This window comes from Streptomyces sp. NPDC057616 (genome assembly GCF_042800575.1).
In the GTDB taxonomy this organism is placed as follows: Bacteria; Actinomycetota; Actinomycetes; order Streptomycetales; family Streptomycetaceae; genus Streptomyces.
Map to the genome: position 1 here is coordinate 277491 of NZ_JBHVGU010000003.1, position 22749 is coordinate 300239.

The 22749-nt window shown below is 69.6% G+C and carries 25 protein-coding genes; 7 read left to right on the forward strand and 18 right to left on the reverse strand.

The genetic code is table 11. The annotated features are described in order from the left end of the window. Positions 1–35: 35 nt before the first annotated feature. The 16 genes from ACFU97_RS04820 to ACFU97_RS04895 form a co-directional block, all read right to left on the reverse strand. Positions 36–1073, reverse strand: a complete 1038-nt coding sequence (locus ACFU97_RS04820; protein WP_384250880.1) for a hypothetical protein — start codon at positions 1071–1073, stop codon at positions 36–38. Between the two features lie 38 nt (positions 1074–1111). After that, positions 1112–1759 carry a hypothetical protein gene (locus ACFU97_RS04825; protein ID WP_384250882.1) on the reverse strand — a complete coding sequence of 216 codons (648 nt, stop codon included), beginning with the start codon at positions 1757–1759 and terminating at the stop codon, positions 1112–1114. A 418-nt stretch (positions 1760–2177) separates the two neighbouring features. Next, positions 2178–2831 carry an OmpA family protein gene (locus ACFU97_RS04830; protein WP_384250885.1) on the reverse strand — a complete coding sequence of 218 codons (654 nt, stop codon included), beginning with the start codon at positions 2829–2831 and terminating at the stop codon, positions 2178–2180. A gap of 8 nt (positions 2832–2839) precedes the next feature. After that, a complete protein-coding gene (locus ACFU97_RS04835; protein WP_384250887.1) occupies positions 2840–3418 on the reverse strand; it encodes a hypothetical protein in 579 nt (192 codons plus the stop codon). Between the two features lie 34 nt (positions 3419–3452). Continuing rightward, positions 3453–4067: a pilus assembly protein TadG-related protein gene (locus ACFU97_RS04840; RefSeq protein WP_384250890.1), complete on the reverse strand. Its 615-nt coding sequence runs from the start codon at positions 4065–4067 to the stop codon at positions 3453–3455. Then, positions 4067–4300: a hypothetical protein gene (locus tag ACFU97_RS04845; protein WP_384250892.1), complete on the reverse strand. Its 234-nt coding sequence runs from the start codon at positions 4298–4300 to the stop codon at positions 4067–4069. Before ACFU97_RS04845 ends, ACFU97_RS04840 begins: the two co-directional genes overlap by 1 nt. 253 nt (positions 4301–4553) lie before the next feature. Then, positions 4554–5507, reverse strand: a complete 954-nt coding sequence (locus ACFU97_RS04850; protein WP_384250894.1) for a response regulator — start codon at positions 5505–5507, stop codon at positions 4554–4556. A gap of 56 nt (positions 5508–5563) precedes the next feature. Beyond that, a complete protein-coding gene (locus ACFU97_RS04855) occupies positions 5564–7213 on the reverse strand; it encodes a sensor histidine kinase (protein ID WP_384250897.1) in 1650 nt (549 codons plus the stop codon). An 18-nt stretch (positions 7214–7231) separates the two neighbouring features. Continuing rightward, complete coding sequence (locus ACFU97_RS04860; protein WP_384250900.1) at positions 7232–8119, reverse strand: DUF5936 domain-containing protein; 888 nt, start codon at positions 8117–8119, stop codon at positions 7232–7234. A gap of 31 nt (positions 8120–8150) precedes the next feature. Further along, positions 8151–9095 (reverse strand): type II secretion system F family protein, encoded by a 945-nt coding sequence (locus tag ACFU97_RS04865; protein ID WP_384250902.1) that lies wholly within the window; start codon positions 9093–9095, stop codon positions 8151–8153. Positions 9096–9156: 61 nt separating this feature from the next. Next, the gene (locus ACFU97_RS04870) at positions 9157–10494 is read right to left on the reverse strand and encodes a CpaF family protein (protein ID WP_384250904.1); all 1338 of its coding nucleotides are present in this window, start codon (positions 10492–10494) and stop codon (positions 9157–9159) included. Between the two features lie 17 nt (positions 10495–10511). Then, positions 10512–10880, reverse strand: a complete 369-nt coding sequence (locus ACFU97_RS04875) for a TadE/TadG family type IV pilus assembly protein (protein ID WP_384250906.1) — start codon at positions 10878–10880, stop codon at positions 10512–10514. A gap of 1 nt (position 10881) precedes the next feature. Next, entirely contained in the window at positions 10882–11280 is a 399-nt protein-coding gene (locus ACFU97_RS04880) for a pilus assembly protein (protein WP_384250909.1), read from the reverse strand. A gap of 5 nt (positions 11281–11285) precedes the next feature. Beyond that, positions 11286–12533 carry a CpaE family protein gene (locus ACFU97_RS04885; protein WP_384250912.1) on the reverse strand — a complete coding sequence of 416 codons (1248 nt, stop codon included), beginning with the start codon at positions 12531–12533 and terminating at the stop codon, positions 11286–11288. 6 nt (positions 12534–12539) lie between these two features. Beyond that, complete coding sequence (cpaB, locus tag ACFU97_RS04890) at positions 12540–13250, reverse strand: Flp pilus assembly protein CpaB (RefSeq protein ID WP_384250914.1); 711 nt, start codon at positions 13248–13250, stop codon at positions 12540–12542. Between the two features lie 76 nt (positions 13251–13326). Beyond that, a complete protein-coding gene (locus ACFU97_RS04895) occupies positions 13327–14136 on the reverse strand; it encodes a hypothetical protein (protein WP_384251134.1) in 810 nt (269 codons plus the stop codon). A gap of 337 nt (positions 14137–14473) precedes the next feature. Here ACFU97_RS04895 and ACFU97_RS04900 point away from each other — a divergent pair, with 337 nt between their 5' ends. The 7 genes from ACFU97_RS04900 to ACFU97_RS04930 all read left to right on the forward strand — a co-directional run bounded on the left by ACFU97_RS04900 (position 14474) and on the right by ACFU97_RS04930 (position 21251). Next, the gene (locus ACFU97_RS04900) at positions 14474–16036 is read left to right on the forward strand and encodes a Flp family type IVb pilin (protein ID WP_384250917.1); all 1563 of its coding nucleotides are present in this window, start codon (positions 14474–14476) and stop codon (positions 16034–16036) included. Positions 16037–16056: 20 nt separating this feature from the next. Beyond that, positions 16057–16620 carry a hypothetical protein gene (locus ACFU97_RS04905; protein ID WP_384250919.1) on the forward strand — a complete coding sequence of 188 codons (564 nt, stop codon included), beginning with the start codon at positions 16057–16059 and terminating at the stop codon, positions 16618–16620. 2 nt (positions 16621–16622) lie between these two features. Continuing rightward, positions 16623–17057 carry a DUF3592 domain-containing protein gene (locus ACFU97_RS04910; protein ID WP_384250921.1) on the forward strand — a complete coding sequence of 145 codons (435 nt, stop codon included), beginning with the start codon at positions 16623–16625 and terminating at the stop codon, positions 17055–17057. Next, the gene (locus ACFU97_RS04915; RefSeq protein ID WP_384250924.1) at positions 17054–17449 is read left to right on the forward strand and encodes a hypothetical protein; all 396 of its coding nucleotides are present in this window, start codon (positions 17054–17056) and stop codon (positions 17447–17449) included. The genes ACFU97_RS04910 and ACFU97_RS04915 overlap by 4 nt, the downstream gene beginning before the upstream one ends. Positions 17450–17597: 148 nt before the next feature. Continuing rightward, on the forward strand, positions 17598–19289 hold the full coding sequence (locus tag ACFU97_RS04920; protein ID WP_384250927.1) for a chitinase: 1692 nt from the start codon (positions 17598–17600) through the stop codon (positions 19287–19289). A gap of 130 nt (positions 19290–19419) precedes the next feature. Further along, positions 19420–19932 (forward strand): SigE family RNA polymerase sigma factor, encoded by a 513-nt coding sequence (locus ACFU97_RS04925; RefSeq protein ID WP_384250930.1) that lies wholly within the window; start codon positions 19420–19422, stop codon positions 19930–19932. Between the two features lie 56 nt (positions 19933–19988). Then, a complete protein-coding gene (locus ACFU97_RS04930; protein ID WP_384250933.1) occupies positions 19989–21251 on the forward strand; it encodes a hypothetical protein in 1263 nt (420 codons plus the stop codon). Here ACFU97_RS04930 and ACFU97_RS04935 read toward each other — a convergent pair. Next, entirely contained in the window at positions 21229–21654 is a 426-nt protein-coding gene (locus ACFU97_RS04935; RefSeq protein WP_384250936.1) for an ATP-binding protein, read from the reverse strand. The genes ACFU97_RS04930 and ACFU97_RS04935 overlap by 23 nt on opposite strands. Before the next feature lie 161 nt (positions 21655–21815). After that, on the reverse strand, positions 21816–22715 hold the full coding sequence (locus ACFU97_RS04940) for an anti-sigma factor RsbA family regulatory protein (protein ID WP_384250939.1): 900 nt from the start codon (positions 22713–22715) through the stop codon (positions 21816–21818). Positions 22716–22749 lie beyond the last annotated feature (34 nt).

The following is a 22749-nucleotide window of genomic DNA, read 5'->3' on the forward strand; positions in this document are numbered from 1 at the left end:
CGTTCCCGGGCTGCAGCAGAACGCCCGTATCACGTTCAGCGATTGACGGACTGGATCTCCTGGACAGCCATGTCCTGAGTGGTCTCGAAGGTGCCGTCCGGCAAGTCCCCCCTCGAGCCGCCGGACCCCTCCCACGAGATCTGCCATGTGATGGACGCCTTCAGCCTGTACGGCCGGCCATTGGTCGCTCGCAGATAGGTGATGCCGCACGGCGGCGTCTTGCCGGCCTCACCGCTCGCGTAGGGGGCGCCGATGGAGCCGTCGTCGTTGATCACGCAGTCGCCGGATGAGGGGTGGGTTTCTGCGTCGCTCGTGCCCGGGCCCACATGCAGGGCGATCGGCTTCGCCGTGGTCTCGGCCCACACACCGGCTTCCGGCAGTTCCGCACGAACCTTGACCTCCTGGAAGTCGGCCTCGTCCAGCCACACCCAAGTCGGTGCGTTCACCGTGGACTTGACGGCAGGCTTCAGCTCCACCTGAGTCTGCGGGACGTCGATCCTGTTGTAGGCGTAGGCGGCGAGAACATCAGGGGTGGGGGCGTGCTTGTCGTCGGGCAGAGTGCGAGCGTTCTGCCAGAACATGGTCCGCTCGCAGTCGGCCGAAGCGATGTCGTTCCGCCTGTTCGGGTTGATGACACCTCGCCAGAACATGCCGTCCTTGCCGAGGTTGTAGTTCTCGTAGCCCGCTCCGCTGCCGTTCTTCGCCGTGCCCTTCTCGTAGTGGTCCACCATCAGCTGCTCCCCCCAGCTGAGCGTGGGGGTGACGGGGACGAGGTGGCCGTTGGGGTTCTTCTTCAGGCGGTCGACGGCGTCCTTGAGCTGCTGCGGTGTGGACACTGGCTCGTACCAGCACGCCGGAGGACTCCAGTTGGGGTCCACTGGAGCCAGCGGCTTGGCGGAGGTACCAGAAGAGCCCTTGGTCTGGGTGACCTTGATGCGGGATGCGGTGGCCAACGCGGTCAAGGTGCTGCCGGAAGCACCACCGGAAGGGGTTCCGGCAGACGGACCAGGAGCCCTGTCATGACCCTCGCCGTAGCCGTAGGACTCTGTGCCGGATGCCAAGAGAGCGACCATTGCGGTGGCCAGCAGACACAGGCCCCGCCGTGCTCCCCTCACTGCCCGCACGCCCCCCGCTCGGTCTGTACCGTCCGCGTCTTCCAAACCCCTTGAGAGGTCTTCTCCAAAGTGGTGCGGTACTGGAGGTACGGGCTGGTGCCCCTCGGGGTGCCGGCCAGCTTGTTCGTCTTCCGGTTCTTGGTGAACGCCTTCCCCTCGTCCACGCAGTAGAAGAGAACACCCAAGCCCTGGCTGTTCACTCGCACCTGAGAGTCGAAGACCCTGACCTTGCCGACCAGACTGTCGTCCGTTTTCACATAGCCCTTCACCCACGACCGGGCCGACTCCAAAGCAGCGCCCTCGTTGTAGAACGTCACGGGGCCTGCGTTCGGGTCGGCATCGATGATGGCGGCGTGGGTCGCCCGCAGCCCCTCCTTGCCGTCATCGAGGACCGCCTGCAGCTTCGGGTCGCTACTCGTCCACCCTTCGAAGGTCATCGTGAAGGTCGACGGCAGCGCGATCTCCGGTCGCTTCACATCGGACGCCACAGAGGCCGAAGCCGATGGGCTGCTCTTCGCTCCGGTATCCGCCCCATTGATCTTGTCCGAGGACGAGTCGTCGCTCCCTCCCGAGCCGCAGGCGGTGAGCAGAAGGGCCGCGGACGCGGTGAACGTGGCGATGGTGAGCCGGGCGGGGCGGTTCACTGTGGACTCCGGTTGATGTGGGGGTTACTCAAGCGAACCAAACGGTAGTCGTGGGGCACATCTGGGCACCAATCGAGATCTCGTCAAGCGCCGATGAGTCGACTGGCGATTTGGTCTAGCTTCAGGTAGTTGTGATGCACTCCGGGTGACCAGGCAGCCAGCAACAGGTGACCGATGGCACAGCGATGGAGCACGATCAGCCGTCCTGGGAAGCGAACTTGGTTTGCCTGTGCGCGCTTCACTGACTGTGCGATCGCCTTCTCAGCCGCTCAGTTGAGTCAATGAATGCCGTGCGTGTGCCGAACGTCGAGTTCAGGCGGTCCAGGGCAACTGTCCGCACAACAAAGAGGGGCCCGCCCCTCGCCCTTGGCGGCTTGGGACGGGTCCCGAATCGTTCCCGTGTGTCGTACGGACTGTTTCAGTTGCCGCTCTCGCTCCGCGGGAACGTGACCTCCACGCGCCGGTTCTTCTTGCGGCCCGCCTCCGTGGAGTTGTCGGCGATGGGGTACTGCTCGCCGTAGCCGCGGACCTCGAAGGTGATGTTCGGGTCGTTGAGTTGCTGGTCCAGGATGTCCTGGACGGCGTTGGCGCGTTGCCTGGAGAGGACGTCGCCGTGGGCCGAGGAGCCGAGGTTGTCGGTGAAGCCGAAGACGCGGACCTTGGTCGCCTTCTGGTTCTTGATCTCGTCGGCGATCGTCGCGATACGGGACTTCGCCTCGCCGCTCAGCTTCGCGCTGTCCTTGCTGAAGAGGACCTCGGCCTGAAGGGCGAACGTGACGTCGGTGTTGGTGTCTTCGCGACGCTCGTCGCCGCTCTGGTCCTCCACGACGGACTTGATGTCGAGGACTTTCGGCTCGGCGAGGGTCGCGCCCTCGGGGAGCTTCAGGTCCGGATCGTTGGGATCGACCTTGACGGGCGCGGAGGCGGAGGCCTCGGTGCCCGGCGGGGCACTGGGGCTTTCGCTGGCGTGGGCCGTCACGGCGCCGTAGAGGTTCGCGGCGACCATGACGGAGGCCGCCGTGAGGGCCAGGGCGAGGCGCGGGGGCGCCTTGCGGGTGTAGGAACGGTTCATGGCCGGCCTCACCCGGAGATCTTGATCGAGCCGCTGGAGAACGTCGGTACCTGCAGGTCGACCTCGGACGTGCTCGCCGGCGGCGCCGGGAACTGCATGAACACCGGAAGCGTCTGGCCCGCCTCGAGGTTCCCGAGGCCGGTCGTGGTCAGCGGGCGCCCCTCCGTGTCGCGCAGCACGTAGTAGCGCTTCTTGCCCTGGGAGTCGACGAGTGTGGCGCCACCCAGGGAAGGACCGTGCGCGATCACTTCGGTCTCGTCCCCGCTGGTCTGGGGCGGAATGACGACCGACTTGGCGCCGTCGTTCTTCACGACCCCGTTCACGGTGACGAACCCGCCCGAGTCCCTTTTGGCGGAGGTGATTTGGAGAAGGAGACCGTCCGTGCCCTTCAGCTCGGCAAGAGGTGTCTCCGACGTGCCCTCCTGAGAACTCGGCTTGGATCCACCCTGTTGGGAGGAGGACGCCGATGTGTCGGGCTTGTTGTCGTCACCTCCCCCGCCGCAGCCGGCCACCCCGATCGCCAGTCCGGCCGCAACGGTCAGCGCGACCAGTCCCCTACGGGCCTTCGTAGTGAACCGAATGCTCATGACTCTGTTTCCTTCTCCACTCGTCGTTCGCCTGTCAGTCGTCGGCCAGATGGACGTCGAAGAGGTCTTCGGGTCCGGGCAGATCGGTGAGGTGCTTCGGGTCCAGGTCCCAGAACTTGCCGTTGTCGCAGGTGAGCCGTGGCAGCACGTCGGGCCCGGCGTCCGCCGGCAGAGGCCTGAACGTGCAGAGCGGTTCGATCACGGCAGTGGCGTGCGCGTGCGAGTACCGGTTCTCCGTGCCGGGGACTATGGACTCCCCGACAGGCTTGTCGGCCTTCACATGGACCGTGTAGCTCAAGGACAGCAGGTTCGGGCTGCAGCCCCCACCGGGCACGTCCACCTGCGCGTCGTTCTGCGACGCGAGCTGGTCCGCGCGCCCGCAGCCGTTGAGCACGGCCTGCTCGCCGGTGAGGATGCCGTTCCACTTGTTCGGGTCGAGTACGTTCTCCGACCACAACCCGGCAAGGTCGTCCCTGGTCTCCTGAGCCGCCGCGAGTGCCGCCGCGTCGGCGGCCGTCTGGGCACCGTTCCGATTCGCCGCGGCCTGGCCGACCGCGAAGTAGGCGAACGCAAGGAAGAGCAGGCCTCCCACCACCGTGATGTAGATGGGGAAGGCCTGCCCTGCATCGCCGTACCGGCGAGGTCGCATCAAGGAGCGACCTTGGCGATCTGCGCCTGAATCTTGCCGAGAATCGTCTGACCGAGGTTGGTGCCCGTGATCGCCAGCACGATCGCCACGACCACCGCGATGATGCCCAGGTACTCGACCGCGGTCTGGCCCTTGTCGCCGGCGCGGCGCTGCACTGCCTCGACCGTCGTGTTCTTCCAGCCGTTCACACGGACCTTGGTCGCAACGGCGGTCTTCAGCATCAGGTCGCTCATGGTGTTCCCCTCCGGGTTCGGCCGGCCGTCGACCGGCCGACTCCTGCGTCTCTGTGCCGTTCGCGTAACCGGCTTCCTCCTTGCCGGTGCCGCTTTCGACACGAGAAACGTACGGCGGGACACCCCGCCCGCCAGAGGGTCCCAGGGCCCAATCAAGGGCCCAAAGAGAGGCCCAGTCGCTGCTTTGGGACTGCGTGCCCACGGCGTGGGCCTGCGGGTCCTGCTGCACGATCCCCCGTGTCTTCACCCCAGCTCACCCCAACCCTCGGCCCGACCCGGGTGCCGTGCCGAGCCACTTGGCGGCGGCCTCCGAGCGGCTGGTGCTGTGGAGTTTGGCGAAGATGCGGTTGATGTGGTTCTTGACCGTCTTCTCGCTGATGAAGCAGGTGGCGGCGATCTGCTGGTTGTTCATGCCGGACGCGATGTGGTCCATGATCTCCGCCTCCCTCGTGCTCAGTTGGAACCGTGACCTGTCCGGAGCGGCCGGGCGGCCACCCGACCATCCAGACGACGACTGTCCCACATCCGGTTGCATTTGCGAAAGGTTTTCCGCAGAAACATCGGGAACAGGTGGCCGGTGGGTGTCGAAATGGCCTGGTGGTGACGGGACTTCGGCGTAGGAGTAGGCGTTTCTTGAGGATGCGGTTTCGTATGCAGTCGCATCCACCTGGCCCAGGCCCTCGGGCAGGGGTACGCCCCCGGCGGGGTTCTGGCCCTGGCGCAGCTGTGCCAGCAGCGCGCCCGCCGCCGTCGGGGTGAAGTGGGCCCTGCCCTCCTTGATGTCCCGTACGGCCGCGACCAGTTGGTCGGCCGTGAACTCGCCGTGCACCAGGTAGCCGCCCGCGCCTCGGCGCAGGGCCTCCTGGACGATCTCCGACTCCCTGCTGTAAGTGAGCATCACGACCGGGGCGATGTGCACGAGGTACGGAAGGGCCGAGATGCCGTCCACGCCCGGCATGCGGACGTCCAGGAGGACGACGTCGGGGCGTTGCTGGAGTGCGGCCTCGTAGGCCTGGCGGCCGTCCGCCGCCTCCGCCACGACCGTGATGTCGGAGCGGCCGGAGAGCAGCGCCGTCAGGCCCGCGCGGACCACCGGGTTGTCGTCCGCCACCACGACCTTGAGCGGTGCGGGTGGGGGGAACGCCTCGAACGGGCTCTTGGGCGGCGGCTCCTGGGAGCCGGGGTGGGGACTCGTCGGGTCCGGCATGGGGAGGTGGCCTCCTCTCTTCTGAAAGGGTTCGTGGGGGGACGGATACGGCGTACTCATGCGGGTGAGGGCGACGGCGCCGCCGTCAGGGCCGCGAGCGGGAGTTCCAGGCGGACCTCCGTGCCCTTGGGGTGGCCGCCCCGGCCGATACGGATGCGGGCGCCGACCGACGCGGCCCGCTCGACCATGCCGACCAGGCCGAAGTGGCCCGCACGGCGCAGCTGTTCGAGGGTGGTGCCGGAGGGCAGGCCGCGGCCGTCGTCGTAGACGCTGATGCGGAGCAGGTCGCCGTGGACGCCCGCGCTGACGTCGACGCGGGTCGGGCTCGCGTGGCGGTGGGCGTTCTCCATCGCTTCCGTGGCGATCGTCAGAAGCTGGCGGGCCACGGCCGGTGGCACGGGTGGCACCGCGTGCTCGCCGGTGGGGCGGTATACCGCCGCGAGCCGGGTGCGCGTGCTGAAATCCCTTGTACGGGCGGCCAGTTCGACGAGTACGTCGGTGGCGTGCTGCGGGTCGGACTCGCGGCGCAGGTCGGCCAGGAGTTCGCGGGACTCGGCCGCCGCCCTGCGGGCCGAGCGGGCGACCAGTTCGGCCTGCTGCTTGACGAGTTTCGCGTCCATGTGAGGGGCGCCCGCGGATCCGGCGAGGCCGTCCGCGGCGAGCGCCACGCCGTGCAGGGTCTTGGCCACCGAGTCGTGCATCTCGCGGGCCAGGCGCGCCCGTTCGGCGCTGACCGCCTCCGTGACCGCGAGGCGGGCCTGGACGGTGGTGAGAGCCTGCGTCGCGGCGCCGAAGCGGAGCATGAGGTTGCGCAGTGCCGAGCCGACCGCGCCCGCGATCACGCAGAGGCCGGGCAGGAGAAGGGACTCCGCCGGGGCCGCGTGCAGATCCTTCGTGGTCGCGTAGACCAGGACGAGGATCACGGACTGGAGGGAGGCGAACACCGCGGCGCCGCGCCAGCCGTAGACGATGCCGGCCAGGAGCGGGGTGCAGACGCTGACGTAGGCCAGGGTGGTGTCCGGGCCCGCGGAGATGAGGAGCAGGGAGCCGAAGAGGGTGTCCACCGCGAGGAGCGTGGGGTGGCGCAGGAGGAGGGGGCCGAACCGTTCCCAGTCCCGGAAGAGGACGTAGGACCCCATGAAGGTGACGACGACCGCTGCGCCCACGAGGCGGGTGGCCAGGCCCGGGGAGGCGTTGAGGAGGGCGGCGGGGGCGGCGAGGGCGATCATGGCCAGGCGGAAGCCGAATACCTGGCGGCACATGGCCTGGAGGGCGTTGACCTGGATGGGGATCGCTGCGGCGCCGGGTTCCGCTGCGGGTGCGGGTGCGGGTTGCCGGGTGGGCACCCGGCCTTCGGCCGGGCCGGTGTTCACGCCCGCGCCACCCGTGCTGCTTTCGTCGTCCGGTGCGGGTGGCCCTTGTGGGTGACCAGCACCATCGGCGGCTCCCGGCGATCCCTCGGCTACGGCAGCGTCGGCCGCCGCCTGACCCGCCCCCCTCGGATCCGGCTGCGCCGGCATCCCCGTCAGCCGGACCCCCGCCGGTTCCCAGCCCGGCGGCAGTGCGGGGGTCACCGACGTCACCGGGATGTCGGGGGCGCCGGTGCGGACGTGGGCCGGGAGGACCGTGCCCGCGGGTGGGGTGGTGATCTCCGGGGTCTTCGGGCGCCGCCGCAGCAGGCCCGTGCGTTCGCTCGTCGTCGCCATGTCCGTCGTCACCCCGTCCTACTTGCCCGTGAGGGAGCCGAAGTCGGTGCCGGAGCCGAGGATCAGGCCGGCGCCGAGGAGGATCATGGTGGCCGGGACCATGAAGGTGGTGATCATCATCGTGGCCTTGGGCACCGCGCGGGCCGCCTTGCGGCGGGCGTTCTGCGCGTCCGTGCGGCGCATGTCCTTCGCCAGGGACACCAGGGTGTCCACGATCGGCGCGCCGAGCTCCTCGCCCTGCTGCAGCGCGGTGACGAACATCGCGACCTGCTCGGAGTCGTTGCGGCGGCGCAGTTCGGCGAAGGCCTGGCGGCGGCTCATGCCGAGGTCCATCTGGCGCAGGGTGATGCGGAGTTCGTCCGCCCACGGGCCCTCGTACTTCGACGCCACCCGGTCCAGCGCCTGTCGGAAGCCCAGGCCCGCGCTGACCACGACCGCGAGCACGTCCAGGAAGTCCGGCAGCGTGCGCTCGATGACGTCCTTGCGGACGCGGATCGCCGCCCAGATGCCGACCTCGGTCCAGAACGCGCCGAAGGCGAACAGGATGACGGCCACGATGAGGTTGCCCTTCATCAGGAACACCAGGCCGCCGACGCCGCCGAGGAAGCCGTAGACCGCGCGGCGGGCAGCGTAGCGGTCGATGGTCAGGCCTCCCGGGTTGCCCGCGAGGTCGATCTTGCGGCGGTACCTGGCCACCATCCTGGGGCCCATCAGCCGCAGGACGGTCGGGGCGTACCGCATGCCGAGGCGGTCGACGAGCGAGTCGACCGCGCCGGTGCGGGTGGATCCGACCTCCAGGGCCAGCGCGAGGTCGCCGGGCAGTCGCGCGTCCGCGCGGTACATGCGGATGCCCGCGAAGATGCCCCAGATGCTGAGGCCCATCACCAGTGCCAGCAGAAGTCCCACGGTCGTCCTCCCTCCAGGCTTCTCGGACGTCTCAGACGTCGATACGGGACATACGGCGGATGAGGATGAAGCCGACCGCGTAGAGCGAGAAGGCGATGATCACCGCGCCCTGTCCGAGCGGGGAGCCGGTCATCCGGTCCAGGGCGCCGTCCTTGACCCCGTTCATCAGGAACAGCGACCCCACGCCCAGGACGGGAACGGCGTACGACGTCATGTTGACCTGGGAGAGCTGGGTGCGGACCTCGCGCCGGGTCTCCTTGCGCTCCTCCAGCGTCTCGGTGAGGTTGCGCAGGGCGCTGACCACCTGCCCGCCCGCGCGGTTGGACAGCACCAGGGTCGTCACGAGGACGACCAGCTCGCGTGAGGGCAGCCGGTCCGCCAGTTCGCCCAGCGCGTCGTCCATCGACGCGCCGACCGCCAACTGGTTGGCCACCTTGCCCAGTTCCTCGCCCGCCGGTGCCTCCAGCTCCTCCGCCGCCATCCCGATGGCCGTTCGCAGGGCCAGGCCCGCCTGGGTCGCGTTCGCCAGGATGCGGGCCAGTTCGGGCAGTTGGTTGATGAACTTCTCGATGCGCTTCTGGCGCTGCCAGTTGAGGAACTGCAGGGCCACCCAGATGCCGAGCATTCCGGCCAGCGGGCCGAAGAACGGGGCCAGGGTCGCCTGTCCGATCAGCCACAGCCCCGCCACCGTCGCCAGCATGTAGACGAAGAACTCGCCCGGCGTGATGTCCAGGCCGGTCGCCGCCAGCCGGAGTTCCAGCTTCTTGCCCAGCTTCGTACGGCGCAGCCGGCGGTCCAGGTTGCGGAAGCGGCGCCGCTTGCCGCCGATGGGGATCTGGCCGGTGGCCGAGAGCCGGTCGACGAGTTCCTGGCGCTGGGCCTTGCCCATGGCGTAGGCGTGCAGACCCATGACCGCCAGGACGCAGGTCAGCAGGGTGATGCCGGTGGTGAGCGTGACGAGGGTTTGCAGATCCATCGGACGGGTTCCTACCTGGATTGGGTCTACGTGGCGTGTCGGCCGACTGGCTGCCGGCCGCCTACCTGGCTTCTCTGGTGGCGAGTTGGTCTGCGGACTGGGCCACGCCGAAGGCCTGGGGGACGGGCTGGCTCGCCATGTAGAGGCGGTCGGCGGTGCGGCGTGGGAGCGGGAAGTATTCGAAGGCGCCGTAGATACGGCCGTCGGAGGCCATCGGCTGGGCGTTGAAACGGGCCACCGTCGCCAGCCGGTACGGCTCGCTGCCGTGGCTGTCGAGCAGGGCGACCTCGGTGATGCGGCGGGCGCCGTCGGCGAAGCGCGTGAGCTGGATGATCACGTCGATGGCGCTGTTGATCTGGTCGTGCAGCGCCTCGAAGGGGATCTCGACCTCGGACATCGACGCCAGGGTCTTCAGTCGCATCAGCGCGTCCTCCGCACTGTTGGCGTGCACGGTGGCCAGCGAGCCGTCGTGGCCCGTCGACATCGCCTGGAGCATGTCGAGGGACTCGCCGCCGCGGACCTCACCGACGACGATGCGGTCGGGGCGCATACGCAGCGAGTTGCGGACCAGGTCGCGGATGGTGACCTGGCCCTTGCCCTCGACGTTCGGGGGGCGGGACTCCAGGCGGATCACATGCGCCTGCTGGAGCTGGAGTTCGGCGGAGTCCTCGATGGTGATGATGCGCTCGCCCTCCGGGATCAGGCCGGAGAGGGCGTTGAGGAGGGTCGTCTTTCCGGTGCCGGTGGCGCCGGAGACGATGACGTTGAACTTGGCCTGCACCAGGCCCGCCAGCAGATACAGCATGTGCTCGTCGAGCGAGCCGAAGCCGATCATCTCCTGGAGTGTGAAGGAGCGCGGGAAGCGGCGGATGGTGAGCGTGGCGCCGGTCAGCGACAGCGGCGGGATGATGACGTTCACGCGCTCGCCGGACGGCAGGCGCGCGTCGACCATCGGATTCGACTCGTCCACACGGCGGTTGACCGTCGAGACGATCCGCTCGATGGTCTGCATCAGCTGGTCGTGGGAGGGGAAGCGGAGCGGGAGCTGCTCGACGCGGCCGCCGCGCTCGACGAAGATCGCGTCGGGGCCGTTGACCATGATTTCGGTGATGGAGGCGTCCTCGAGGAGCGGTTCGAGGATGCCGAGGCCCAGCGCCTCGTCCACCACGCGGCGGATCAGCTGCGAGCGCTCGACCGTCGACAGCACCGGGCCCTCGCGGCTGATGATGTGCCCGAGCACGCGCTCGAGCCGGGCGCGGCGCTCGGCGGCGGCCAGCGCGCTCATCTCCGCGAGGTCGATCTCCTCCAGGAGCTTGGCCCGGTACGAGGCGACCATGTGGCCGTCCTCGCCCTTGTTGCCGTTCTCCTCGGGGGAGTTGATGCGTGCCCGCAGGCTCATGGTGATCCTCGCAGTGCTCAGTGGTCGAGCGGCATGGTGGCTGTCTTGTGCGCGGCGTCGAAGTCCCAGAAGGGAACGATCGAGGGGATGTCGACGGTGGACGTGACGGTGACGTCGTCCGTGCCGAACGCGGCCTGGCAGTCGGTGCCGTCCGCCAGGAAGCCACTGACCGCCTTGCGGCAGTCCTGCGCGTAGTCGTCGCGGAGCGAGGCGCTGCGTGCCCCGGTGCGGGCCGCGGTGCCGGCCTGCTGGGCTGTGTACGCGATCAGCCCCAGCTGCACGGCTGCCATCGCCACGAGCAGCAGAATCGGCAGGAACCCCAGATATTCCAGCGCCACCTGGCCCCTGTCGCGCCCTTTCCTCTCCCTCTTCCTCCCGTACGACATCTCAGTTCGTCGCCTCCTCGACGGCGCCCGCGTGGCCCTTCACGGTGAACGGGAAGTTGATCGTGCCGGGGAACAGGATGGGGACCTTGATGCTGACGTCCGAGGTGATGTAACCGGTGCCGAACCCGCCGCAGTCCGCCGTCGTCCCCTCCTTCCACGCGCCCGACAGCTTGTCCAGGCCCGCCTGCCGGCACTTCCCCGGGCCGTCGTACCGGGCGGCCGTTCCCGCCCGGACCGCCTCGTCCGCAGCATTCCCCGCAAGCGTGAACGCGTACCCCACCAGTACGAGCTGCCACAGCACCACCAGCGTGACGATGATGGTCGGCGTCATCCCGAGGAACTCGATCGTCACCTGCCCCCGGTCCCCGCCCCTCCACGACGTCCGCATGCGCTCCCCCATGCCGCTCACTCCTTACGCCGCCGGAAACTCACCGAGCCGCGATCGCCGCCTCGCAGGCGTCCGCCCTTCTGGGGCCCTTCCGTCACCTTCACCAGGCCGAGTTCGCCCGCCAGCGCCCACAGCGCCTGCTTCACCACGCCCTTGCTGTCCAGCTCGTGGACCCGGCCCGCGTCCACCGCGCCCTGTAGTTCCTTGAAGTTGGCGGGGATCGCGGTCGCGGCGACCGTCGTGCCCGTGATCTTCTGGATCAGCGGCGGCTGGATCTCCGTGCCGCGCGTGTGCCGGTTGACGACCACCGTCGTCTCCTCGGCCTTGCGGATCTGCAGCCGGTCCCACATCCGCACCGTCCGCTTGGCGCCGCGCACGGCGACCACGTCCGGCGTGGTGAGCAGCAGCGCCGCGTCCGCCATCTCCACCGCCGCCGCGCCCGCGCCGCTGAGCTGCGCACCGCAGTCGACGACCACGACCTCGTAGCGGGAGCGCAGCGCGCTGACGATCTGCCGCGCGGCCCGGTCGGTGACCTCCTCGCCGCGTTCGCCCTCGCCGGGCGCGAGCAGCAGGGCCACGCCCGTGTCGTGCCGGAAGACCGCGTCCGCGAGCACCCGCGGGGAGATGTCCGTGATGGCCGCCAGGTCCACCACCGACCGGCGGAACTGCACGTCCAGGTACGAGGCCACGTCCCCGGTCTGCAGATCCATGTCCACCAGCGCGGTGCTGCGTCCCGATGCCTGTGCGGCCAGGGCGAGTTGGATGGAGGTGAGGGTCGCTCCCACGCCGCCCTTCGCCCCGCACACCGTGACGACGGTGCCGCCGACGCCGGTGAACACGTCGCCGCCGGAGCCCAGATGGCGCCGTACGCCGACCGACCACTGCGCCACCGCCTGGACGCGGCTGGCCAGTTCCTCGTAGCTGAGCGGCAGCGCGACCAGTCCGCGCGCGCCGTAGTCCATCGCGGCCTGGAAGAGTCCCGGGCTCGCGTCGGAGGTGACGAGGATGACCCCCACCGCGGGGAAGCGCAGGGCGACTTCGCGGATCAGCTCCAGGGCCGGGACCGGGCCGATCCGCTCGTGCACGACCACGACCTCGGGCAGTTCGTCGACCGACTCGGCGGCGAGGCGCGCGAGGGTGTCGATGAGCTGGGTCGAGTCGGCGACCGGGGCCACCGGCTCGGCGTCGGGCAGCTGGCTGAGCAGTGTCGTGATGGACCGGACCGCGTCCACGTCACCGACGGCCGGGAGGATCCTCGTGGCCATGGCCTCTCACTTGTCCTTCGCGAGCTGGTACGTCCGGTCCCGGTCGGGGACCGTGGTGTCGCTGCCGGGTGCGACCAGCGCGAGCCGGACCCGCTGGGCGAACGACTCCGCGTAGGTGATGCGCTGGGCGTCGAGCGTGGAGAGGGCGAAGGTGATGGGGACGGCGTCGGTGGGCTGCTGCTGGTTCTTGTCGCTCTGGCCCGGTTCGAGTGCCTTGATCTCGCCGACGTCGAGGACCTTGGCGTTTGTTACGATGATCTTGGACTGAGCGGGGTCACCCTCCCGTTCGCCCGCGAAGGTGGCGTACACGTTGACGGTGGAGCCCGGCGTGATCTTGCCGGCGACACCGGTCGCCGCATCGATCATGATGGCGACCTCCTGCTGCCCGGGCTGCAGGGCGGGCTGGTTCACGATCATGTCGCTCTGCAGCAGGGAGCCCGCCTGGAGCGTGGTGACCGCGATCTTGCCCTGTATCTCGCGCAGATTGGTGATCGCGTTGTCCGACAGCCAGCGCTTGGGCATCTGGATCTTCTCGAACTGGCCCGTGTTCAACTGGGTGTAGGGCGGCACGTTGGACTTGACCCGGTAGGCCGTGACCTCCGGACCGACCTTGGACTTCACGTCGCTGATGACGGACAGGACGCCGGCGAACGCGCCGAGGGCGCAGATGACCGACAGAAGCAGGAGTAGCACGCCGCGGCGCTGACGGGAGTTCATGAACCGTACAACCTCATTGGGGATATCGGTCGAGCGGAATGGATTCGTGCGAGCGGTGCGTCTGGAGGTTCAGGACTCACCCGGCGGGGATTTGGTTCTCGACGAGCGGTGGAGTGGCGGAGCAGAAGACGCAGCGGTCGCCGATGACGTCGATGCCGCACCAGTGGCAGACGCCCTGCCGGACCGACGTGACCAGCTGGTACAGCACGGACAGGTCGGGGAGATAGGCGGCGAACTCGATCAGCTTGCCCGTACCCCACCAGATCTGCGACTCGGCCGGCAGTGGTGCTTCCTTGAGTCCCTGGACGCTCCAGGACTGCGCAAGGGTTCCCGTGACCCAGTCCGACTGCAGCTGCCCCTTGGCCACCAGCATCCACGTGCCGAACTCCGGGCCACTCAGTTCGGCGCCGGGGCCGATCTTCACCAGCTGCGGCTCGGGGTGCGCGAGGACGCCGAACTGGCTGCCCGGCACCCATGACTTGGCGTGCGACTTGAGGCCCACGGGGACGCGGTCGAGCCGGGCGACGGAACCGAGCAGCGCGCCCGCGTGGATGTAGTGGGTGAGCAGGCGGCCGGCCGAGGCGAGCACGCCGGGGCTGAGGTCGCAGGAGGCCAGCTGCCTCAACTGCCGTGCCAGGACGGCCAGTCCGAGTGGGGGCAGATCCGGACGGAACAAGGCGATGCGGTCGCTCTCCAGCAGGGAGCGGATGGTGTGCAGACGTCTGTCGACCCCACGGGAGACCGCCTGCGAGCAGACCACGATCAGATGCCCGTGCTGGTCGATCAGACCCTGCACCGCGGCCAGTGCCTGCTCGAGCGGCTGCTTGTCCAGGTCCTGGAGGACGACAGCGGGCAGGGTCCGCTCGTCCTGCGGTGGCAGCGCCATGTCGGCACTGGTCACGGCAATGGCAGTTGGCACGCGCAGCTCCCCGTGTTACGCCGTCGATCCACCGGGGTTACTCCGGTACACCGAGATGACTTCACTGCGTGACTACCTCAGCACTGTATCCACGCCTCTGTGACCGGAGAACAGCGTTTCTGTAGCTGGTGGGCAACTGTCGATTCACAAGACACGCCAAAACGGGGCAGGTTGAGCATCTTGCCGGTCCCATTCCGACTCTGGGCCTCCGTTTGGGTCCCCGGGCCCACGCCGCCCGGCACCTCGCGCGCCTACCGTCGCCGCCGTCGGCAACAACCACACCGCCCGCCAAGGAGGGGTGCGCATGTCTCGCGGGGGAGGCATACGACCGCACGCACGACGGAGATTCGCATACGACGACCGGGGCGCGACCGGCACCGAGTACCTCGGGATGGTCGTCGTCACCGCGGCGATCGTGCTCGGCGTCTCGGCCACGGGCGTCGGCCGGACGATCTACGACAAGCTCGGCGCCGAGATCTGCAAGGTGGCCGGCGGCGGCAACTGCTCGGCGGGCGGCCCGGATGCGGGCAAGCCGCTGACCGACGCCGACTACGAGCCGGCCCTGTGCCAGGTCTCCTCGGTGACCGACAAGGCGGGCTCCAAGGCCAAGATCCTGTTCTGGGAGATCGGCAACGAGTACGGCTTCCAGGAGCAGCACCTCAAGGCGAAGACGGACGTCAACCACGACGGCAAGGTCGACGACAAGGACGAGCTGGTCTATCTGACCTTCACCGACGCCGCGTCCGTCGGCGTGAAGAAGGACTTCCAACCCGGCATGAAGGTGGGCAAGTTCGGCACCGACAAGGTGGAGCTCGGCGCCGGCATCAAGGTCACCAATGGCGACACCTGGGTCTTCGAGAGTCCCGACGAGGCCAAGCAGTTCCGGGACGACGTCGAGAAGCTGCAGATGTACCAGATGCGGCGCGAGATGCCCGGCGGCGCGGACGCCAGCCTCGGCGACGGCATCCTCTACCTGTTCGGCACGGGCCCGCTCAAGGACGAGGAGGACACCGAGAACCGCATCAAGGACCACCTGGGCGACAACCGCAAGATCACCTACGGCAAGGTGGGCCTGGACGCGTCCGCGTCCGCGGGCATCAAGTTCTCCATGGCCGACGAGAAGAAGCTCAGCGCCACCCTCGGCGGGAACTTCAAGTACTCGCCCGACGTGACCTGGACGGACAACGCCTACAAGAACACCAAGTCGTACACCTACTCCTCGTCCATCGAGTACGGCACGAAGGTGGGATACCAGGCCGGACCGCTCAGCGGCGACTACTCGGCCTCGCGCACCCAGACCGGCACCATCACGGTCACCTACGACAAGACCACCGGCAAGCTGGTGCGCATCGACATGACCCGCACCGTCGAGGACGGCGGCCAGAAGGACGGAGCCAAGGTCGGCGGCGACAACGGCAAGGACGGGAAGGACAAGCGGGGTGGCAGCGTCGGCGAGAAGGGCACCGACAGCACCACCGGCATCCAGATCGTCACCAACTCCGTGAGCTTCGACCCCGGTCCGGCGGGCGACAAGGACCGGGCGATCGGCGAGCAGTGGCTGGACAGCAACAACGAGCAGATCGCCACGCCGTTCAAGTACATGTTCGACGACCACGCGCCGACCGGCCGCCCCGGCGACGACGACCCCTTCGGGCAGCTGATGTTCGACAAGGGCAGGTCGAGCCGGATGAACTACACGGGCGAGGTCAACGCGGCCGAGTACGGCTTCGAGCTGAACCTCGGTCTCAGCCTCGGGCTGTCGATCAGTACCGAGAAGAAGTCCGAGACCCTGACCGACGCGCAGTTCCTGGGCGCCCCTCGCGGCAGCAGCCGCTCCTACCTTCCCTACAGCTACTGTGCGAACTGACGAGAGGGGAGCTCCCGCTGATGAAGACCCGCCGTACGTTCCTGGCCGCCGGCCTGCTGACCGCGTTCCTCGCCGGGTGCGGAGGCGGGGGCTCGGACTCCGCCTCGGTGCCCGACGGTTGGGGGACGCTGAGGACGAAGGGCGTCGATGTGTCGTACCCGAAGGGGTTGGGCGGATACCAGGAGCAGTCCGACGCCGAGCGGAGCAAGTACAACGCCGCGGCGGCCGACCGCACGGAGAACGGGAAGACCGTCTCGATCATCACCGTCCAGCTGGACTTCACCCAGGCGAACTCGGCGGAGCAGGCCGCGATCGCCGCCGAGGCCGGCATCCAGATGGGTGCGAGCGTCAAGGGCGACAAGGACGTGAAGCTGACCGGCGCGGACGAGGCCAAGCGGATCGACTTCAGCTTCAAGTCGACCGGCCAGGACGGCGATCCGCCCAAGGGCACACCCGTCAAGGGCGTGATCCTGACCGGCCTGGACTCCTCCGGCAAGACCTTCGCGGTCCGGATCGACGCGGTGCGGGGCAAGCTCTCGGACGCGGACCTGAACAGGATCGTCAAGTCGGTGGAGGTGCACTAGCCGTGCACGTACCGGGCGGTGGTTACGTCGTACTCGTGCTGCTCGTCGCCCTGTTCGGGGCGATCGCGGTGAAGTACGCCCGGCGGCTGGTCACGGTGGCGCGGGTGCTGCGCCGCGGGGTGCGCACGTCCGGGGAGTGCGTCCGCGTGGAGACCGAGCCCTACGACCGCTCGGACGCCACCCGCCACTTCTTCGCCTTCCGCACGCCGGACGGCACCCGGGTCGAGTTCGAGGACCTGGCGGGCCGGTCGACCGGCGAGGGCGCCCCGGTCACCGTCACCTACGACCCGCGCGATCCGCGGGGCACCGCGACCGTCGCGGGCCGCGGCAGCTGGTCCCCGGTGCTGCAGTCCCTGGCCCTGACGGCGGGCTGCGGCCTGGCGGCAGTGGGCTTCACGATCCTGCTCTGGCACGAGGCCTTCGGAGGTGGCCGATGACACTCGTACGGTCCTGGGCCGCGGGCATCCTGGTGCTCGTCATCACGGAGTACATCCAGATCAGAGCCTTGTACGACAACGCCGTGGGCCCCGAGGGGGTCGGCTCCTTCGGGGCGGCGCTGGTCTTCGTCCACATCCCGAACCTGCTCTGCGTGGTGCTCGCGACCTGGGCGGCCGCGCGAGTGCATCCGGATCCGTGGCGGCGGGTGCCCGGGCGCCATGTGGCGGCGGCGTGCGCGGTGCCGGCGGCGGGGCAGCTGCTGACCCTGTCGCTCCGGCCCGATCTGGTGACCGTGTCGAGCCTCGCGCTGTGGATGTCGACGGGCGTGCTGCTGGCGGGATGCTCGATCGGGCTGCTGCTGGACAAGTGGTGGCAGGGCCGGGAGGCGTGACGACCCCCGACCGCCGGGAGGCGTAGCGACCCCCGATCGCCGGGCGGCATAGCGACCCTCGACCGCCGCGGGCCGTAACGGCCCCCAGTCGTCGGCAATTTGGTCTGGACCTCTTGACAGCTCAATTGGTCTGGACCAACTTGTTGTCATGTCCCCACACAGAAGATCGGCACGGCTCTGGGCCTCAGTGGCCACCGTCGCCCTCGCCCTCACCTTCGCGGGCACGGGCCAGGCGTCCGCGGCGGACGTCAACAACGCCAGGAACGCCGGCTTCGAGTCCGGCCTCGGCAACTGGACGTGCAGCGCGAACAGCGGCACGACCGTGTCCTCCCCGGTGCACAGCGGCGCGGCCGCGCTGAAGGCGACGCCGGCCGGGCAGGACAACGCCCAGTGCAGCGAGTCCGTGGCGGTGAAGCCCAACTCCACCTACACGCTGAGCGCCTGGGTGCAGGGCGGCTACACCTACCTGGGCGTGACCGGCACCGGCACGACGGACGTCTCGACGTGGACCCCCGACTCGTCGAGCTGGAAGCAGCTGTCGACGACCTTCACCACCGGGTCGTCGACGACCTCGGTGACGGTGTACACGCACGGCTGGTACGGCCAGGCGCCGTACTACGCGGACGACATCTCGGTGTTCGGCCCGGACGGGGGCGGCGGCAGCGACCCGAACCCGACGGTGCCGGCGGCGCCGGCGGGCCTGTCGGTCTCCTCCACGACGTCGACCTCGGCGTCCCTGGCCTGGACGGCCGTGTCGGGAGCCACCGGCTACAACGTCTACCGGGACGGCACGAAGGTGACGGCGGTGACCGGAGCGTCCGCGACGGTCACCGGCCTGACCGCGTCCACCTCGTACTCCTTCCAGGTCACGGCGACCAACGCGGCCGGTGAGTCGCCGAAGTCGGGCGCGGTGACCGCGACGACGGCCGCGAGCGGGGGCAACGGGAACGTCTCCCTGCCCAAGCACGCGGTGACCGGCTACTGGCAGAACTTCAACAACGGCGCGACGGTCCAGAAGCTCTCGGACGTCTCCTCCCAGTACGACATCATCGCGGTGGCCTTCGCGGACGCCACGTCGACGCCGGGTGCCGTGACCTTCAACCTGGACTCCGCGGGGCTCGGCGGCTACACCGTCGACCAGTTCAAGGCGGACATCAAGGCGAAGCAGGCCGCGGGCAAGAAGGTCATCGTCTCCGTGGGCGGCCAGAACGGCACGATCTCGGTGAGCGACTCGGCCTCGGCGACGAACTTCGCCAACTCGGTGTACTCGCTGATGCAGACGTACGGCTTCGACGGCGTGGACATCGACCTGGAGAACGGCCTCAACGCGACGTACATGTCGCAGGCGCTGCACGCGCTGGCGTCGAAGGCCGGCTCGTCCCTGATCCTCACGATGGCACCGCAGACGATCGACATGCAGTCGACGTCGAACTCGTACTTCCAGACGGCGCTGAACGTGAAGGACATCCTCACGGTCGTCAACATGCAGTACTACAACAGCGGTTCGATGCTCGGCTGCGACGGCAAGGTCTACAGCCAGGGCTCGGTCGACTTCCTCACGGCGCTGGCCTGCATCCAGCTCCAGGGCGGCCTCTCCCCCTCCCAGGTGGGCCTCGGCCTCCCGGCCTCCACCAGCGCGGCGGGCAGCGGCTACGTCTCCCCGACGGTCGTCAACAACGCCCTGGACTGTCTGGCGAAGGGCACGGGCTGCGGTTCCTTCAAGCCGTCCAAGACCTACCCGGACCTGCGCGGCGCGATGACCTGGTCCACGAACTGGGACGCCTCGGCGGGCAGTTCATGGTCGAACTCGGTGGGCGCACACGTCCACGGCCTGCCGTAACCACCAACCGAACAAGCGCATCCGATGCCGCCCCTGTCCACGTCAGCGTGGGCGGGGGCGGTCGCGTGAAACATTTCTCCGGGTTCACCGCATCAATGAAGTGAGAGCGGTCGGCCGGACAGGGGGAGCGATGCGGCAGGTTCGGGCTGATGAATACGCGGAGTTCGCCGCGGTGCGGGCCGGGCATCTGTATCGGTCCGCCTGTCTGCTGACCGCCGGGGACACGCATCTGGCCGAGGATCTCGTGCAGGAGACGCTCGGGCGGCTGTACGTCAGCTGGCGGCGCGTGGCCCGGGTCGGGAATCCGGCGGGGTACGCGCAGACCGTTCTCCTGCGCGCGTTCCTCGCCCATCAGCGGCGGCGCAGCAGTACCGAACGGGCGATGGACGTGCTGCCCGACCGGCCGGACGAAGGTGCCGGGCGCGACACGCCGTTGCGCCTGACCCTGCTGGAGGCGCTCGCCCGGCTTCCCGCCAAGGACCGGGCCGTGGTCGTCCTGCGGTACTGGGAGGACCGCTCCATCGAGGAGACCGCGCAGGTCATGAACGTCAGTTCCGCCGCCGTGCGGACGCGGTGCAGTCGTGCCCTCGGCCGGCTACGGGAGCTGCTCGGTGAGGATCTCAGCGAGTACGCCCGGCCCTAGCCACCTCAGCGTCCGTCCCGTCCGTCACTTCCACCCTCGCGAAACGGTGATCCGTCATGCCCTTGGACCAGCACAGCGAACCCTTCGAGGAGCAGCTCTCCGCCGGAATGCGGCACGCCGCCGGCGCCTTCGAGACCGACCGGGCCGCCCTCGTCACCGCCGGTGCGGTGCGCGGACGGCGCCGCCTGCTGCTGCGGCGGCGGGCCGCGGTCGCGGGCGGGGCCGCCGGGCTCGCGCTCGTCGGCGTGGGCGGGGCGCTGCTCCTGCCCGGCACCGGGCCCAGGACCGACAGGTCGTCGGTCGCCGCCGACAGCCGGCATCCCTCCGCCTCCCCGTCCGCCGCCCCCTCCCCCGTCTCCGGCGACGCGCTGATCCGTACGCTCGAAAAGCTGCTCCCCTCCGGCAAGTTCAGCGGCGCCGAGGCCCAGGGCACCGAGGAGGGCACGCCGTACGCGCATCTCGTCCTCGACGACGGCAAGGGCGCGTCGGCCGTGGGCGTGAGCCTCGACCGGGTCGAGCCGGGCAGCGACCAGGCGCGGCAGGTCACCGAGTGCCCCGGCAAGGTCTACGCGCACTACGACACCTGCCGCACGAGCAGGCTCGGGGACGGCTCCGTCGTGATGGTGCTGCAGGGCTACGAGTACCCGGACCGCCGCGTGGACACCAAGTGGTGGAACGCCGAGCTCGTCTCCCCGCAGGGCCACCACGTCAGCGTCAGCGAGTGGAACGCGGCGGCGGAGAAGGACGCGCCCATCACCCGGCCCCAACCGCCGCTCTCCCCCGCCCAGTTGAAGCACATCGCCGCCGCTCCCGCCTGGCGGGACGCCATCGACGCGATCGCCGGCGACCCGAAGAAGCCGACCGCTCGGCCGACCGCCCGACCGACGGTCAGCGAGCCCGTCGCCGCCGTACCCGTCGCGCCCACCCTCACCTCCCTGCTGCCGAAGGGCGTCTCCGTCTCCGAGAACAGCGGCGACGACAGCGGCTTCGGCTACGTCGTCGCCGACGACGGCAAGGGCAAGAGCCTGATCCAGGCGAACGTCCAGGGCGGCATGGGCGACGTCGCGGGCGATCTCTTCGGGTCCGGCGCCGAGACACTGCCCGACGGGACGCGGGTCGCCGTGCACCAGGGGCCCGGCGAGAAGGGCGGCGCGGGGGTCGTGATGTGGACCGTCGACACCCTGCGGACCGACGGGACGCGCGTGGTCGTCAGCGCGTTCAACTCCGGCGCGCAGGACACCGCCGCGACGCGCAAGACGCCGGTCGTGACCATCGCGCAGCTGCGGCAGATCGCCCTCAGCCCCAAGTGGTTCCTGTAGCGCAGGAGTGCCGGGCCCGGTCCGGCGGAACGCATCCGCAGGTGCCCAGCTCGAACCACACCGTCTTGCCCGGGCCTTCCTGGTGGCAACCCCAGCGCCGGGCAAGCGCGTTCACGAGGAACATCCCCCGGCCGCTCTCCGAGCAGCCCGCGTCGAGCACCTGCGGCGTGCGCCGGCCGGTGTCGTGGACCTCGCAGCGCAGGACGCCGTGGGCGGCGCTCAGGGTGAGCCGGAACCGGCTCGCGGCGTGCAGCAGGGCGTTGGTGGCCAGCTCGCTGACGAGCAGTTCGGCCACGTCCGCCAGGTCGTCCCGATCCGTCAGACCCCACTTCTCCAGCTGTCGCCGCACCTCCGCGCGGGCCTCGCCGACGGCGGCGGGACGCGGGGCGTACTCGACGCTCAAGCAGCCTGCCCCCAGCGGGGGTTGCGGGTACGCGGCGAACTGAGGGTCGGGGTCCGGGAGAGGGAACCCGGAGAGATCGAGCATGGTGCCAGAATGCCTCCCCGGCGGGAGCCGGGCACGGGGAGGACTACCTGTATCCCTACCTGTGTACGGGCAAGCGGTTACCCGTACTGCAGCCGTACGGTGGCCCCCGCGGCGTCGTCGCGCACGTCGACGTAGGCACACACCTGGCGGGTGAACCACAGGCCCTGGTCGGGTTCGAGTTCGCCGCCGGCGGGCGGGACGAAGCCGGCCAGCGGGTCGTCGACCCGGCGCGCCGTGCGCAGTTCGCAGACGCAGGCGGGCCCCTCGCCCCACATCAGGGTGCGGGAGACGGGACCGAGGGCGGCGGCCGCCGCGAGCACCGCCTCGGTGAACAACTCCGCCTCCTTGGGCGGCAGTCCGCAGGCCGACGCCCGGCTGCGCAACGTGTCGCCCGTCGGCGGTGCGAGCGTCTCCGCGTCGGCCGGCGGCTGGGGCAGCGGCGCGGAGTCCAGCTCGGCGGTGAGCGTGATCGGGTCCTCGTAGGCGCCGGTGCCCGGATGGGCGCGGCGGGCCGCGGCGACGATGGCCTCGCCCGCGACCCGGGTGTCGTAGGCGCACAGGGCCGTCGTCGCCATCGGCGCGAAGAGGAGGTTGGCGAGGGCCTCGTAGCGGATCCACTCGGTGCTCTCGCGGGCGGAGCGTCCCGCGCGGCCGTTCCAGACGGGCTCCATCAGGAGGTGGATGCGGCCGCCGGGTGCCGCGTGCGCCGCGAGGTAACCGGCGTTCCGGGCCACGGCGTTGGCGGCCGAGCCGGTGTACCACTCGGTGTGCGGGACGAGGACGACGCCCTTCGCGTCGTCCTGCAGGGCATCGCGCAGGAGGGCGAGCTTGTCGGGGGCCGCGACGGCGACGGGCGGCGCCTCGCCGGGCGCGCCGAGTCCTTCGTGGAGGAACGGCACGGCGGCGGCCACGAACGCGTCGTCCGCGCCGTACACGGCCATGCGGTGGTCGAACGGACCGGGATGGGTGGTGGTCATGGTTCTCCTCTCAGTGGGTGTGTGGTGTCCGGGA

Excerpts from the sequence above, each read along its gene's own strand:
- ACFU97_RS04820 (WP_384250880.1), bottom strand. The coding sequence starts at position 1,073 with ATGGTCGCTCTCTTGGCATCCGGCACAGAGTCCTACGGCTACGGCGAG.
- ACFU97_RS04830 (WP_384250885.1), bottom strand. The coding sequence starts at position 2,831 with ATGAACCGTTCCTACACCCGCAAGGCGCCCCCGCGCCTCGCCCTGGCC.
- ACFU97_RS04835 (WP_384250887.1), bottom strand. The coding sequence starts at position 3,418 with ATGAGCATTCGGTTCACTACGAAGGCCCGTAGGGGACTGGTCGCGCTG.
- ACFU97_RS04840 (WP_384250890.1), bottom strand. The coding sequence starts at position 4,067 with ATGCGACCTCGCCGGTACGGCGATGCAGGGCAGGCCTTCCCCATCTAC.
- ACFU97_RS04845 (WP_384250892.1), bottom strand. The coding sequence starts at position 4,300 with ATGAGCGACCTGATGCTGAAGACCGCCGTTGCGACCAAGGTCCGTGTG.
- ACFU97_RS04850 (WP_384250894.1), bottom strand. The coding sequence starts at position 5,507 with ATGCCGGACCCGACGAGTCCCCACCCCGGCTCCCAGGAGCCGCCGCCC.
- ACFU97_RS04855 (WP_384250897.1), bottom strand. The coding sequence starts at position 7,213 with ATGGCGACGACGAGCGAACGCACGGGCCTGCTGCGGCGGCGCCCGAAG.
- ACFU97_RS04865 (WP_384250902.1), bottom strand. The coding sequence starts at position 9,095 with ATGGATCTGCAAACCCTCGTCACGCTCACCACCGGCATCACCCTGCTG.
- ACFU97_RS04870 (WP_384250904.1), bottom strand. The coding sequence starts at position 10,494 with ATGAGCCTGCGGGCACGCATCAACTCCCCCGAGGAGAACGGCAACAAG.
- ACFU97_RS04875 (WP_384250906.1), bottom strand. The coding sequence starts at position 10,880 with ATGTCGTACGGGAGGAAGAGGGAGAGGAAAGGGCGCGACAGGGGCCAG.
- ACFU97_RS04880 (WP_384250909.1), bottom strand. The coding sequence starts at position 11,280 with ATGGGGGAGCGCATGCGGACGTCGTGGAGGGGCGGGGACCGGGGGCAG.
- ACFU97_RS04885 (WP_384250912.1), bottom strand. The coding sequence starts at position 12,533 with ATGGCCACGAGGATCCTCCCGGCCGTCGGTGACGTGGACGCGGTCCGG.
- cpaB (WP_384250914.1), bottom strand. The coding sequence starts at position 13,250 with ATGAACTCCCGTCAGCGCCGCGGCGTGCTACTCCTGCTTCTGTCGGTC.
- ACFU97_RS04895 (WP_384251134.1), bottom strand. The coding sequence starts at position 14,136 with ATGGCGCTGCCACCGCAGGACGAGCGGACCCTGCCCGCTGTCGTCCTC.
- ACFU97_RS04900 (WP_384250917.1), top strand. The coding sequence starts at position 14,474 with ATGTCTCGCGGGGGAGGCATACGACCGCACGCACGACGGAGATTCGCA.
- ACFU97_RS04905 (WP_384250919.1), top strand. The coding sequence starts at position 16,057 with ATGAAGACCCGCCGTACGTTCCTGGCCGCCGGCCTGCTGACCGCGTTC.
- ACFU97_RS04915 (WP_384250924.1), top strand. The coding sequence starts at position 17,054 with ATGACACTCGTACGGTCCTGGGCCGCGGGCATCCTGGTGCTCGTCATC.
- ACFU97_RS04920 (WP_384250927.1), top strand. The coding sequence starts at position 17,598 with ATGTCCCCACACAGAAGATCGGCACGGCTCTGGGCCTCAGTGGCCACC.
- ACFU97_RS04925 (WP_384250930.1), top strand. The coding sequence starts at position 19,420 with ATGCGGCAGGTTCGGGCTGATGAATACGCGGAGTTCGCCGCGGTGCGG.
- ACFU97_RS04930 (WP_384250933.1), top strand. The coding sequence starts at position 19,989 with ATGCCCTTGGACCAGCACAGCGAACCCTTCGAGGAGCAGCTCTCCGCC.
- ACFU97_RS04940 (WP_384250939.1), bottom strand. The coding sequence starts at position 22,715 with ATGACCACCACCCATCCCGGTCCGTTCGACCACCGCATGGCCGTGTAC.